Origin of the sequence: Candidatus Brevundimonas colombiensis, from assembly GCA_029202665.1 — a bacterium.
Classification (GTDB): Bacteria; Pseudomonadota; Alphaproteobacteria; order Caulobacterales; family Caulobacteraceae; genus Brevundimonas; species Brevundimonas colombiensis.
Genome location: CP119326.1, coordinates 117,837 through 131,121, shown reverse-complemented (window position 1 = coordinate 131,121; position 13,285 = coordinate 117,837). Strand labels below are relative to the sequence as shown.

The 13,285-nt window shown below is 65.0% G+C and carries 8 protein-coding genes; 4 read left to right on the top strand and 4 right to left on the bottom strand.

The window, feature by feature from the left end; translation table 11 throughout:
* Window positions 1-28 precede the first annotated feature (28 nt).
* From P0Y50_00490 to kduI, 4 genes are read right to left on the bottom strand one after another with little or no spacing between them, the layout of a single operon-like run.
* Window positions 29-1,237: a rhamnogalacturonan acetylesterase gene (locus P0Y50_00490; GenBank protein WEK40116.1), complete on the bottom strand. Its 1,209-nt coding sequence runs from the start codon at window positions 1,235-1,237 to the stop codon at window positions 29-31.
* Between the two features lie 28 nt (window positions 1,238-1,265).
* Complete coding sequence (locus P0Y50_00485; protein ID WEK40115.1) at window positions 1,266-2,327, bottom strand: sugar kinase; 1,062 nt, start codon at window positions 2,325-2,327, stop codon at window positions 1,266-1,268.
* Window positions 2,328-2,347: 20 nt separating this feature from the next.
* Entirely contained in the window at window positions 2,348-3,106 is a 759-nt protein-coding gene (gene kduD, locus P0Y50_00480) for a 2-dehydro-3-deoxy-D-gluconate 5-dehydrogenase KduD (protein WEK40114.1), read from the bottom strand.
* Window positions 3,107-3,129: 23 nt separating this feature from the next.
* Window positions 3,130-3,975 carry a 5-dehydro-4-deoxy-D-glucuronate isomerase gene (gene kduI, locus P0Y50_00475; GenBank protein ID WEK41501.1) on the bottom strand — a complete coding sequence of 282 codons (846 nt, stop codon included), beginning with the start codon at window positions 3,973-3,975 and terminating at the stop codon, window positions 3,130-3,132.
* A gap of 308 nt (window positions 3,976-4,283) precedes the next feature.
* On the opposite strand from kduI, the gene P0Y50_00470 reads away from it, so the two are divergent.
* The 4 genes from P0Y50_00470 (at window position 4,284) to P0Y50_00455 (ending at window position 13,285) form a co-directional block, all read left to right on the top strand.
* Window positions 4,284-5,390, top strand: coding sequence for a glycoside hydrolase family 88 protein (locus tag P0Y50_00470; protein WEK40113.1), 1,107 nt, complete (start codon window positions 4,284-4,286; stop codon window positions 5,388-5,390).
* A gap of 25 nt (window positions 5,391-5,415) precedes the next feature.
* On the top strand, window positions 5,416-7,005 hold the full coding sequence (locus tag P0Y50_00465; protein WEK40112.1) for an MFS transporter: 1,590 nt from the start codon (window positions 5,416-5,418) through the stop codon (window positions 7,003-7,005).
* Window positions 7,006-7,357: 352 nt separating this feature from the next.
* Window positions 7,358-10,462: a TonB-dependent receptor gene (locus tag P0Y50_00460; protein WEK40111.1), complete on the top strand. Its 3,105-nt coding sequence runs from the start codon at window positions 7,358-7,360 to the stop codon at window positions 10,460-10,462.
* 87 nt (window positions 10,463-10,549) lie between these two features.
* Window positions 10,550-13,285 carry a Tat pathway signal sequence domain protein gene (locus P0Y50_00455; GenBank protein ID WEK40110.1) on the top strand — a complete coding sequence of 912 codons (2,736 nt, stop codon included), beginning with the start codon at window positions 10,550-10,552 and terminating at the stop codon, window positions 13,283-13,285.

Sequence of the window (13,285 nt, the reverse complement as noted above, 5' to 3'; positions counted from 1 at the left end):
CGCGCGCGTCAAACGCTTCGCCGCGCGGTCAATCGCCGCGCGGGCGCTCGCGGCTGGCGGTCAGGCTGGGCGCGATGTCGGTCTCGGCCATCGGCGGGGCGTCGGGCGTGAAACGGCGGAAGTCCGGCGCGACATAGGCCGCCAGATCGGGGGCCTTTTCCGCGATCTGGGCGGCCACGGCGCGGGCCAGCAGCCAGGCGCCCGCATTGTCGTAGTGGGTGCGGTCCGCCCCGTTGTCGTTGAACAGGTTCGCCGCCTGATCCGGCCCCAGCGCCTCATAGATGCGGCGGGATGCGTCGTTCAGGTCGATCAGCGGCACGTTCTCTTCACGCGCGACCCGGCGCGCGGCCTCAGCATAGGCGCCCAGGGTGTCCTGGATGCGACCGTGGCGGAAGTTGCGACGCTCGGGCGAGGTGACGAGTATGGGATGGGCGCCGCGTCGCTTCGCCTCGGCGATGAAGACCTTCAGATAGGCCGGATAGGTGGTCTCGGGATCGACATAGGTCTGGGGCCACTGGGTCTTCTGGTCGTTGTGGCCGAACTGGATCAGCAGCCAGTCTCCCGCCTTCAGCGTGGTCAGGATCTTGGCCAGACGCAGCTCGCTGATGAAGGATTTCAGCGTCTCGCCCGACTGGGCGTAGTTGGCCACCGCGACATTGGGCGTCAGCAGGGCGGGCAGCATCTGGCCCCAGCTGGCCGCCGGTTCGGACGGCTGGTCGGTGACGGTGGAATCGCCTGCCAGATAAACCACGGGCGCCGCGACCGGCTCGATGTCGATGGACGCGACCTGCGGGCGATCCAGAAATTCCAGTGTCAGCCGGTCGTCCCAGGTGCGAGAGGCCAGCTCCTGCGGCGTCAGGACCACGGCCGTTCCGCCCGGCGCATTGGCGGGGGGCGGGGGCAGAGCGGGGCCGCGCACATGGACCAGGAAGCTGCGGGTCTGATAGGCGCCGGGCGCGGTGACGACATCGCGCAGCATCAACCGGCGGGCCTCGGCCTTGACCGTCGTGCGTCCGGCCTGCACGCCGCCGAAGCGGATGGTGACGCGATAGACGCCTTCAGCCACGGCGGCCGAAAACAGATAGCTGTCCGACGCGCCGCCCGGCTCGAACCCATAGGCGTTCGGCTGATAGGTCTGGCCCGGAGGGACCGCGATCCGGTCCGGCGCGGTCGGCTGGGCCGCTAGATCGAACCGCCAGGTCGAAATCGCCGCCGCCATGAGGATCGCCGTCAGCATCGCGGGTCTTTCCTTGTCAGGGTTCGGCCTATCGCCGGATGTCGAATCCGCCGTCGTTCATGGCGGCGTGAACGTCTTCGGTGGAGACCAGGTTGAAGTCGCCGGGGACCGAGTGTTTCAGGCCCGCCGCCGCCAGCCCGAAGTCCAGCGCCTGTTGATCGGGCCAGCGGCTCCACAGGCCGAACAGGACGCCTGACGCGAAGGCGTCGCCGCCGCCGACCCGGTCGACCACGCCGGTCAGGTGGATGGCCTCGGCCTGGGTCTCGATCACATCGTCCCCATCGCGCGTCAGCATGACGGCGGACAGGGCCTGGTCGGCGACGCTGTCCTGAACCCGCAGGGTGCAGGCGATCCGCTCCAGCCGGGGGAAGGCGGCGAAGGCGGCGGCGGCGGCCCGGCGCCGACGCTCGGCCGGGTCGGGGCTGTCGAAGGCGGTCTTCAGCACCAGGGCGAAGTCGCGGTCGTCGGCGAAGGCGATGCTGGCCCCCGCCAGCATCCGGCCCAGGGTCGCGGGCGGATCGCCGTCCCACTGCTCCCACAGCTTGCCGCGGAAGTTGCCGTCATAGCTGACCTTGACGCCCTTTCGGACGGCGGTCTCGATCAGGGCGACGGCGGCGGCCGAGCCGTTGGGGCCGGTCGCGGGCGTGACGCCCGAGGCGTGCAGCCATTCGACGCCGTCCAGCAGCCGATCCCAGTCGAAGACCGTGTTCACCTGGTCGACGAAGGCCGAACCGGCCCGGTCATAGAGAACTTCGGACGGACGCCTGACCGCGCCCGGCGTCAGGAAATACAGCCCCATCCGGCCCGGCGTGAAGACGATGGAGGTGGTGTCCACGCCGTGCTGGCGCACCGCATCGCGGGCCGCGCGGCCCAGGGCGTTGTCGGGCAGGACGGTGGCCATGCGGGTCGGAACGCCGAAGCGGGCCAGGGACACGGCGACATTGGCCTCGGCCCCGCCCGGACGCACGGTCAAGGCGGGGGACTGCAAAAGCAGCTCGTTCTGGATCGGCGACAGCCGCAGCAGCATCTCGCCGAAGCAGAGGATGGCGCCGTGGCCGGCGGCCGAAGAACCCGAGGCGGTGTTGGTCATGTGCGAACGCTAACCCGGCGTCAGCGCGCCTGCCAGCCGCCGTCGACCGGCAGGATGGCGCCCTGGACATAGTCGGAGGCCCGGCTGGCCAGGAAGACCGCCGCGCCGCCCAGGTCCGAGGGCTGGCCCCAGCGGCCGGCGGGGATGCGGCCCAGGATCTCGGCAGAACGCACCGGGTCCTCGCGCAGGGCCTGGGTGTTGGCCGTGGCGAAATAGCCGGGGGCGATGGCGTTGGCGGTGATGCCGTGCGGCGCCCATTCGTTGGCCATCAGCTTGGTCAGACCCGCCACGCCCGACTTGGATGCGGTGTAGGACGGCACGCGGATGCCGCCCTGGAAGGACAGCATGGAGGCGATGTTAATGATCTTGCCGCCGTCGCCTTGCTTGATGAACAGACGGGCGACCGCCTGGCTCATGAAGAAGACGGTCTTCAGGTTGATGTTCATCACCAGGTCCCAATCGGCCTCGGTGAAGTCCACCGCGTCGGCGCGGCGGATCAGACCGGCGTTGTTGACCAGAATGTCCACTCGGCCCATCGCCTCCAGCGCCTCGGCCAGCACGCGCTCGACCGGCTCGATCGAGGTCAGGTCGGCGCTGACGGCGTGGGCGCGGCGGCCCATCGCCTTCACCTGGGCCACGGTGTCGTCGGAATCGGACAAGGCCACCGAAACGATGTCGGCGCCCGCCTCGGCCAGGGCCAGGGCGATGCCCTGACCCAGACCCGTGTTGCCGCCCGTGACCAGCGCCACCTTGCCGGTCAGATCAAACGGATTGCTCATGGCGTGTCTCTCCCCTGTCCCGATCAGCGCAGCTGGCAGATGTCGAGCTTGCACATGTCGGTGTAGTCCAGGTTCTCGCCGCCCATGCCCCAGATGAAGGTGTAGTTGGAGGTGCCCGAACCCATGTGGATCGACCACGGCGGGCTGATCACCGCTTCACCGTCGGCCATGACGATGTGGCGCGCGTTGTCCGGCTCGCCCATGAAGTGGAAGACGCGGTCGTTCTCGCCCAGACCGAAGTAGAGATAGGCCTCCGAGCGACGGTCGTGCAGGTGCGGCGGCATGGTGTTCCACACCGAACCGGGCTTCAGTACCGTGACGCCCAGCAGCAGCTGGCACGACTTCACCTTGGCCGGGACGATATACTGATAGATGGTGCGCTCGTTCGACGTCTCCAGCGACCCCATCTCCAGCGGCACGGCCTCTTCGATCGAGATCTTGGTCAGGTCGTAGCGGGCGTGGGCCGGCATGGCGATGAGATAGAAGCGGGCCGGTTCGGCCGCGTCCTTTGAGGCGAAGGTGACGTCGCTCGACCCCATCGGCACATACAGACCGTCGCGGAAGGCCAGCTCGACCGTTTCGCCGTCGACCGTCACCGAACCGGCGCCGCCGATGTTGACCACGCCCAGTTCGCGCGCGTGCAGGAAGGGCTTGCCCGCCAGGGACGGCGGCTCGGAATGGGTGGGCAGGCTCAGGGCGCCGGCGACCGGCATGGCCCCGCCCAGCACCATCCGCTCGTTGTGCGAATAGTTCAGGCTGACCTTGTCCGGCGTGAACAGGCCGCCGACCAGATAACGATCACGCAACTGCTGGTTCGTCGCGCCTTCCATCATGTCCGGATGGGTCGCCTGATAAGTCTTGTCATACATGGGATCGGACATGGTCTTTGGTCTCGCACAGGTTGATCGCGACATTCCGTTCTTGGCGAACGGCCCGCCCCGAAGGCTTTACAGAGTCTCCGCGCCGTTCTTGACGGCGCATTTATGCTCACATAATGAGAGTGACATATAAGAAATGGGACGGCGTTGCTAGGCGTCGTTTTCGGGAATAGGGTGAAACTATCGGGGAGGCCAAGGGCGCGTGAGACGGCTTGTCGCTGTCGCGCCCGTGGAAGTCCCTGCCTGTTCAACTCCGCCCTGATTTGAATGACGGCGCCTCGGCGCCTTGGGAATCCGCGATGCCGAACCTGATCCACGACCTGCCCCACGCCGACGTTCGCGACGCCATCGCGCGCCTGATGGACAATCTGGTGAACATCAAGGACGACACCGGCGAATTCCTGCTGCGTCTGGAAGATGGTCGGGTCATCGACACCAAGGGCTGGAACGACTGGGAGTGGACGCACGGCATCGGCCTGTACGGCATCTACAAGCTGTATGAGCAGACCAATGATCCGGCCGCGCTGGACATCATGCTGAACTGGTTCCGCGACCGGTTCGCCGCCGGAACGCCGACCAAGAACATCAACACCGTCTCGCCCTTCCTGACCCTGGCCTATCTGTACGAGCAGACGGGCGACCAGACCTTCATTCCCTACCTCGATACCTGGGCGGAATGGCTGATGGACGGCCTGCCGCGCACCGAGGAGGACGGTTTCCAGCACATCGTCTTCAACGACGAGAACCCGCAGGAGCTTTGGGACGACACCTTGATGATGAGCGTCCTGCCGCTGGCCAAGATCGGCCTGGTGCTGGACCGCCCGCACTATGTCGAGGAGGCCAAGAAGCAGTTCCTCATCCACATCAAATATCTGTTCGACCGCAAGACGGGCCTGTGGTTCCACGGCTGGACCTTCCTGGGGCGGCACAATTTCGCCGATGCGCTGTGGGCGCGCGGCAACTGCTGGGTCACCATCGCCATCCCGGAGTTCATCGAACTGCTGGACCTGCCGCCCGAGGACAGCCTGCGTCGCTTCCTGATCGAGACTCTGGAGGCGCAGGTGAAGGCCCTGGCCCAGCATCAGGACGAGAGCGGCCTGTGGCGCACCTTGATCCCGGATCACGACAGCTATCTGGAGGCTTCGGCTACTGCTGGCTTCGCCTACGGAATCCTGAAGGCGGTCCGCAAACGCTACATCAGCGCCGAATACGCCCCGATGGCGCTGCAGGCGGTCAAGGGCGTCCTGGCCAACATCTCCGACGACGGCGAACTGCAGCAGGTGTCGTTCGGCACCCCGGTCTTCGACGAGCTGCAGGGCTACAAGGATATTCCCCTGACCTCCATGCCTTACGGCCAGTCCCTGGCGATCCTGTGCCTGGGTGAATTCCTGCGTCAGTACATCTGACGCGGCGCGGTCTGGAGAAGTCGAGATGACGTCCACGCAATCGTCCCCCCGCACCCCGCGCTGGTACAACTATTGGGGCTGGGGCTCCGGCGACATGCTGGGGGCGGGGGCGCAGGCCGTCATCACCGGCTGGCTGTTCTACTTCTTCACGACCTTCTGCGACCTGACGCCGGTGCAGGCGGGCCTGATCCTGGGCCTACCGCGCCTGCTGGAAGCCATCACCTGTCCTCTGATCGGCTATGTGTCGGACAATCTGCGCCACACCTGGATCGGGCGAACGGTGGGGCGCAGGAAGATCTTCCTGCTGATCACCATTCCGCTGCTGCCCAGCTTCGCCCTGATCTTCATCAGCGGCCAGACCTTCGTCTATTATCTGACGACCTTCATCTTCTTCGAGTTGCTCTACACGATGTTTCTCATTCCGTGGGAGACGCTCGCGGCCGAAATGACCAAGGATTACAAGGAGAAGGCCAAGTTCGCCGGGGCGCGTATGCTGGTGGCGCAAAGCTCGGCCATCCTGGCCTCCTATCTGCCGACCCTGATCATCAACAACTTCGGCGGCAAGGATTCAGCCCAGACCTTCCTGATCATGGCGACCATCTTCGGCCTGTTGTTCAGCGCCGTGGTGATCCTGGTGGTGATCTTCACCTGGGAGCGACCGTTCACCGACGACGAAAAGGCGATGAAGGCCGAGCCGCTGAACTTGCGCCGGGCGGCCCTGATCCCGGTCAATATGTTCCGTGACCTGTTCTCGACGCTGCGCATCCGCGCCTTCCGCCAGCATCTGTCGATCTATCTGGGCGGCTATATTTCGCAGGACATCTTCAACACCGCCTTCCCGATCTTCGTGGCCACGGTGATGTTGGGCGCGACGGTGATGATCTCGCAGATGATGACGGTGATGTATGTCGCCCAGCTGCTTTCGGTGATGGTCGCGATCAATCTGGTCATCCGCATTGGGCCGGTGATCGCCTATCGGATCGCGGCGGGTTTCTTCACCGCCGCCCTGATGCTGTTGCTGATCTTCTATTTCGTGCGGCCGATGGTCGGGGGGCAGGATCTGTTCGCCCTGATCAATCCGGTCTCGGGCGGGTTTAACCTGGGCGCCGCCTTCTGGCTGCTGGGGCCGATCGTCCTGGCGGGGCTGGGGCGCGGTACGCTGAACTTCGTGCCCTGGTCGGTCTATAACTATCTGCCGGACGTGGACGAGGCGGTCACGGGCCAGCGGCGCGAGGGCATCTTCGCCGGGGTCATGACCCTGGTGCGCAAGGTGGCCCAGTCCGGCGCCATCATCCTGACCGGCTGGATCATCGAGACGGGCGGCTATGTCTCGCCCAAGGCCGGGGCGGCGGGGGGCGTGGTCGCGCAGACGCCGGGTGCGGTCGCCTCGGTCGCCGGTCTGCTGGTCGCAGGACCGATCCTGGTCATGGCGGCGGGCGCGATCCTGTCGTGGTCGTTCCGTCTGGATCAGCCCAGCCACAAGGTTCTGATGACCGAGATCGACCGGTTGCGCGCGGGTGAAACACAACCCTCCAGTCCTGAAGCCCGCCAGATCGTCGAAAGCCTGACCGGCTGGAAATTCGACCGTCTCTGGGGCCGCAACCGACTCGTCTGACGAAAAAATCTAAAGCGGCGTCCAGTAAATCTCAAAATATGAGATACCAAATTCATATTTGGCACAAATGGTCGTCGGTGCTATAGCGGGTTCCGCAGCGAGAATTCGAGTCCGCCAAGGACCGCCTGCAGGAGGGAAAGCGTGAGGGTACGCGTCTTCGCGACCGGCGATGAGCGCCGGCGTGCAGGCCGGCCATAGACGAACTGGCGAGCCATGAAGCTCGCGCCACAGCCTTCAAGCAACGAAGCCGCCGGGGGGCGGCTGCGAAGGCTCCGCTCAAACAATAAGGCCATAGGCCGGAGGAGGAACTTCAGTGACGACACAGTCGAACGGGCGACGGGCTCGCCGTTTCATGTACACCGCCGGCGCCGCCGCGCTCATGCTGGCGTCCGCCGGCGCCGCGAACGCGCAACAGGCGACTGAAACCCAGGCGTCGGGCGCCCCGGTTGCGACCGTCGATGAAGTCGTGGTGGTCGGCACGCGCTCCAGCCTTCAGTCGGCCATGAACCGCAAGCGTTCGGCCAGCACCGTGTCGGACTCCATCGTCGCCGACGACATCGGCCAGTTCCCCGACAAGAACGTCGGCGAGGCCCTGGGCCGCGTCACCGGGGTTCAGCTGTCGCGTGACTTCGGCGAAGGCAACGCCGTGTCGATCCGCGGCGTGGAGCCCGACCTGAACCGGGTTGAGATCAACGGCGTCAGCGTCCTGTCCACGGCGGGCAATCTGAACGTCTATGGCGGCGGCGGCCGGTCCAACGACTTCCGCGAACTGCCGGCCGAGATCGTCAAGTCGATCGACGTCTTCAAGGGCTTCACCGCCGACATGACCGAAGGCGCCATCGGCGGCACGGTGTCGGTGCAAACCCGCCGTCCGCTGGACTTCCGCAAGCCCACCTTCTCCATGAGTGTGGCAGGCCAGAAGCTGGACACCCTGCCGGACTGGACGCCGCGGGCCAGCTTCTTCGGCGCCACCCAACTGCTGGAGGGCCGTCTGGGCCTGATGGCCAACGTCACCTATGACAATGTCCAGACACGCGGCGACTTCTACGACGACCACTCGTGGGCGCGTCTGGCCGATTTTGATAAGTCACCGGACAAGACCGCAAGCTACTACAATCCCGAATATAGTCGGGCTGTGAACGACTATATCGCCGCTGTCGGCACTCAGGCGGGCTGTGCGACGATGGCGACGCCCGACGCGAACCTGTTGAAGACAAGTGATGCGCGGACGGCCTGTCTGAGTCAGTGGTACGATTATAGTCCTCGTGTGCCGCGCTATCGTGTCTGGACGCGTGAGGACGAGCGGACTTCGGGAGAGTTCACCGCCGAATACAAGTTCGCCGACAATCTGCGCGGCTTCGTCACCTATCAGACCAATCGCCGCACGCAGCAGCTGAACGACATCAACTACGGCACCGACTTCACGTCGCTGGACCGGTTGAACTACATAGTCGGCACGACCTGTCCGCGCGTGAGCGCTTCAACCGCCGGGAATGTCCCAGGCGTCGTGGTGGATGCAAACCACAACGTCACCCAATACACCGTCGGCAACTGCGTGGGCACGAATGGCCGGGGTGGGGATACTGCGTTCAGCATCTCCTCGCGCGACTTCCGCTATGAGGCGGATTCCGACTACATCACCTATGGCCTGAAGTGGTACAATGACCGCTTCAAGGTCGATTTCCTGGGCGCCAACGCCAAGAGCGAAACGATCAGCCAGACGAACAACGTCTCGGTCAGTTTCAACACGCCTGGCATGGTTGTAAGCCTGGAGCCCGGCACCTCGGCGCCGACCTTCACCTTCGCCAAGGGTTTCTCACCGTCGGATGCTTCCGCCGTCAGCCAGTATCAGATCCAGTATCGCCCTTCACAGGCGTCCAATAAAGAAGATCAGTATAAGCTGGACGTCGATTTTGACCCGCGCACGACCTTCCTGACCAATATCAAGTTCGGCGGCCGGTATTCGCAGGCCCAGGCCCAAGGGTACGGATACGGCGGCTTCATCATCAATCCTGGTGCAAACGCGCTCTTGCCCAATGATGACATCGTCATCTACGCCAATTCGATCAACTCGACTGCTCGGGTCATTGACGGCGCGACGACAGACCAAACCTCGCCGAAATACGGCAACCCCTATCAGACCAGCTATTGGAATACGACCGAGGATTGGTCGCGCGGCTTCTCCAACTCGATTTTCGGTTCAGCGATGACGTCTTTACCGTCCGACTTCCATTACGGCGGCGGGGCTTTGCCATCGAACTGGATGTATCCAGACTTCAATACGATCGCCCAGCATCTGGATACGAGCCACTTCAACCTGGATAACTTGTATTCCGGCGTCGGCAACGACGGAAAAACCTATGATCAAATTCCGTACAGGGTGAAGGAAAAGACGGATTCGGAGTACATTCGTCTGGACTGGGCGCTGCCCATTTTCGGACTGGATCTGGTCGGGAATCTGGGGTTGCGTCGCGTCTATACCCAGACCACCACGGCGGGCAGCTACAAGCGCAATGAAAGACGCCGAGACGAGACGACAAATGTTGTGTCGACGGCGACTGTGTCGAACAGCCTGGTCGAGTACACGCGCGATTACACAAAGTGGCTGCCCAGCTTCAACGTCAATGCGTGGATTATCGACAACAAGCTGAACATGCGGGTGGGTTACGCCAAGCTGATGGCTCGTCCGCTGTATAGCTTCCTGATCCCGGACATGACCTGCACCATCGACTACGCCAATGACGGCACGGCGGAAGACGGACCGGACAGCTGCTCCGCCGGTAATCCCGAACTGAAGCCTTATGAGGCGGCGCAGTATGATCTGTCGTTCGAGTGGTATCCGAACCGCGACACGCAGTTCTCGGCCGGCTTCTTCTACAAGGACATTCAGACCTTCTATATTCCATCGCGCACCAGTCTCGGACAGAGAGACGTGTTCGGCGATGGCGTCCTCTATAACTACAACAGCTACATCAATGGCGAAGGCGCCAAGATTTCGGGCATCGAACTGACGGCCAAGACGGCCTTCACCTTCCTGCCGGGGGTGCTGTCGGGCTTCGGCGCTGACGTGAACTTCACCTATCAGGATGCATCGGATGTCGGTGTTTACAGCAAGCTGGACGGTTCGGAGCTGACCTATCCCGGTCTCTCCAGCACCAGCTACAACGCCACCCTGTGGTATGAACGTGGACCGATCAACGCCCGCCTGGCCTACAACTATCGTTCGGAATATCTGGTCACGGCCGCCGACCAATCGGGCAATCCGATCATCAAGGAGCCGACGGGCTATCTGGATGGCAAGATTTCGTGGAAGCCGGGCCTGAAGGGGCTGACGCTGTTCGCGGAAGGCAAGAACCTGACCGAGGAGGATGAAAGCACCTATGCAGGCGACATTCGCCTGATCAACAGGGGCTATTCGGGGCGCCGCTTCTTCTTGGGCGCGACTTACAAGTATTGAAATCTCTCCGAGGACTGGGTCGTCGCTTTCGAGCGGCGGCCCTTCTTTTTCTAGCGTAAAGCGCCGCTGGGGCGGCGGGAGTTGACCATGTCGTTCCAACCTTCGCGGCGTCACCTGCTCATGGGCGCCGGCGCCCTTGCGGCGGCCCAGGCCATGTCGAGCGCCGCGATAGCCGCGCCGCGCCAGGCCGCGCCAGCCACACCGCTGCGCTGGCTGGACGGCGACAAGCCCGCCCATCTGGACGGAACGACCTTCGGCGTGCCCTGGCCGCGCGGCGCGCTTCGCGCCAATCAGGCGTTCGGCGTGCGTGACGGCGTGGGTCGTGCGACGCCGGTGCAGTCCTGGCCCATCGCCTATTGGCCCGACGGCTCGCTGAAATGGTCGGCCCACGCCGTGACGGGCGATGCGGCGATGGACGGTCTGACGCTGGTTCCCGGCGCCCCGGCCGCGCCGAGGCAGCCGGTTCGCGCCGCCGATCAGGGCCAGCAGATCGTCGTCACGGTCGGCGATCTGGAATGGCGGGTGCCCAAGTCGGGCGACGCGCTTGTGTCCGGCGCCACGCGCGCGGGTCGGCCCGTGGTCGGCAAGCTGTCGCTGGTCGCCCTGTCGCAGGACAAGCCGGAACTGGAGGCGGGCGGCGCGGTGAAATCCTCGCGCTATGGCGTCCGCATCCGTCAGGCGGTGGTGGAGCAGTCCGGTCCCGTGCGGGCCGTGATCAAGCTGGACGGCGTCCATACGGACGGAACGCGCGACTGGCTGCCGGTGTCGGTGCGGCTGTATTTCTACGCCGGGTCGGACGCCGTGCGGATCGTCCACAGCTTCATCTTCGACGGCGATCCGAAGACAGACTTCATTCGTGGCCTGGGCGTCGTCGCCGACACGCCGATGACGGATACCAGCTATAACCGCCACATCCGTTTCGCCGGTGAGGGCGAGGGCGTGTGGGGCGAGGCGGTCCGCACCCTGACGGGCCTGCGCACCCGCGCCAATCCGACCGCCGCCGTGCGTCAGGCCCAGATCGAGGGTCGGGCGGTGGCCTTCGCCGACCTGCCCGACATCCTGAAGAACGACGGCTTGCAGTGGGTGCCTGAGTGGGGCGATTTCGCCTTCAACCAGCTGTCGCCCGACGGCTTCACCCTGCGCAAGCGGACCAGCGAGGGGCACGCCTGGATCGATTCCAATGCGGGCAAACGCAGCCGGGGCCTGGCCTATGTCGGTGGCGTCTCGGGCGGGGTCGCCCTGGGCTTGAAGGACTTCTGGCAACGCGCGCCGGTCGCGCTGGACATCCGCAACGCCCATACGGACACGGCCCAGTTGACGGCCTGGATGTGGTCGCCCGAGGCGCCGGCCATGGACCTGCGCCCCTATCGCAGCGCCAACGGCATGGACACGACGGCCGAGGAGCTGGTCGGTCTGGACATCACCTATGAGGATTACGAGGCCGGGTGGGACGACGCGCGCGGCATCGCCCGCACGTCCGAGCTGACCCTGTGGGCGCTGGGCGCGACCCCGTCGCATCAGACCTTCTCAGACATGGCGGCGCAGATCGCCGATCCGGCCCGGCTGACGGTCGAACCGGCCCGCCTGCACACGGCGGGGGTGTTCGGCGACTGGTCCCTGCCGGATGCGTCCACGCCCGTCCGCGCGGCGCTGGAAGGCCGTCTGACCCATCTGCTGGATCATTACGTCCGCGAGGTCGATCAGCGGCGCTGGTACGGCTTCTGGTCCTATGGCGACGTGATGCATACCTACGACCCGGATCGTCATATGTGGCGCTACGACGTGGGCGGATACGCCTGGGACAATTCCGAGCTTTCGACCGACCTGTGGCTGTGGACCAGCTATCTGCGGACGGGCCGGGCCGATGTGTTCAAGCTGGCCGAGGCCATGACGCGCCACACGGGCGAGGTGGACGTCTACCACCTGGGCCGGTTCAAGGGGTTCGGCACGCGCCACGGGGTGCAGCACTGGTCGGATTCGTCCAAACAGCCGCGCGTGTCGAACGTCGCCTATCGCCGCATCTACTACTTCCTGACGGCGGACGAGCGGGTCGGCGACCTGATGCGCGAACTGAACGAGTCGGATCATGCGCTTCTGAACGTCGACATCTCGCGCAAGCTGCCGCCCGCGCCGGGCCGCGCCGTGCCCGAGGGGCAGGTGGTGTCCGGGTTCGGCACGTCGTGGGGCGCCTTCATCGCCGCATGGCTGACGGAATGGGAGCGGACGGGCGACCGGCGCTGGCGCGACCGGATCGTCAATGGCATGACCACCATCGGCGGGTTGAAGCGCCGCTGGTTCGCCGGAGAGGCGCCGTTCGACCTGGCTACCGGCCGCTATCAGGGGCAGGGCGACTATATCGCCGTATCCCACCTGAACGCTGTGTTCGGCGTGGCCGAGATGAACGCCGAGCTGCTGGATTTGCTGGACGTGCCGTCCTATCGCGCCGCCTGGCTGGAATACTGCCGTTACTACAATGCGCCGGACAGCGAGATCGCCGGTCTGCTGGGCCAGGCGCCTAGGGGCCGATCGCTGACCGAAGCCCACTCACGCCTCACCGCCTTCGCCGCGCACGAGGAGAAGGACGCCGCCCTGGCCCAACGCGCCTGGAACGAGTTCCTGGGCAAGGACCCGGCCAAGCTGCAGGCGCTGCTGGGCGCGCGTTCGACGACCGTCGGCGGCGTGGACGTGCTGCGTCCCATTCAGGAGGACGCGCAGGTGTCCACCAATGACGCGGCGCAGTGGAGCCTGGCGGCCATCGAGAACCTGGCCCTGATCGGCGACAGTCTGGAAGAGGCAGTGACACGACTGGGCTTCAGGCCCTGA

Bases quoted from the DNA above. Each gene is read 5' to 3' on its own strand.
- P0Y50_00490 (WEK40116.1), bottom strand. From the start codon at position 1,237: ATGCTGACGGCGATCCTCATGGCGGCGGCGATTTCGACCTGGCGGTTC.
- P0Y50_00485 (WEK40115.1), bottom strand. From the start codon at position 2,327: ATGACCAACACCGCCTCGGGTTCTTCGGCCGCCGGCCACGGCGCCATC.
- kduD (WEK40114.1), bottom strand. From the start codon at position 3,106: ATGAGCAATCCGTTTGATCTGACCGGCAAGGTGGCGCTGGTCACGGGC.
- kduI (WEK41501.1), bottom strand. From the start codon at position 3,975: ATGTATGACAAGACTTATCAGGCGACCCATCCGGACATGATGGAAGGC.
- P0Y50_00470 (WEK40113.1), top strand. From the start codon at position 4,284: ATGCCGAACCTGATCCACGACCTGCCCCACGCCGACGTTCGCGACGCC.
- P0Y50_00465 (WEK40112.1), top strand. From the start codon at position 5,416: ATGACGTCCACGCAATCGTCCCCCCGCACCCCGCGCTGGTACAACTAT.
- P0Y50_00460 (WEK40111.1), top strand. From the start codon at position 7,358: ATGTACACCGCCGGCGCCGCCGCGCTCATGCTGGCGTCCGCCGGCGCC.
- P0Y50_00455 (WEK40110.1), top strand. From the start codon at position 10,550: ATGTCGTTCCAACCTTCGCGGCGTCACCTGCTCATGGGCGCCGGCGCC.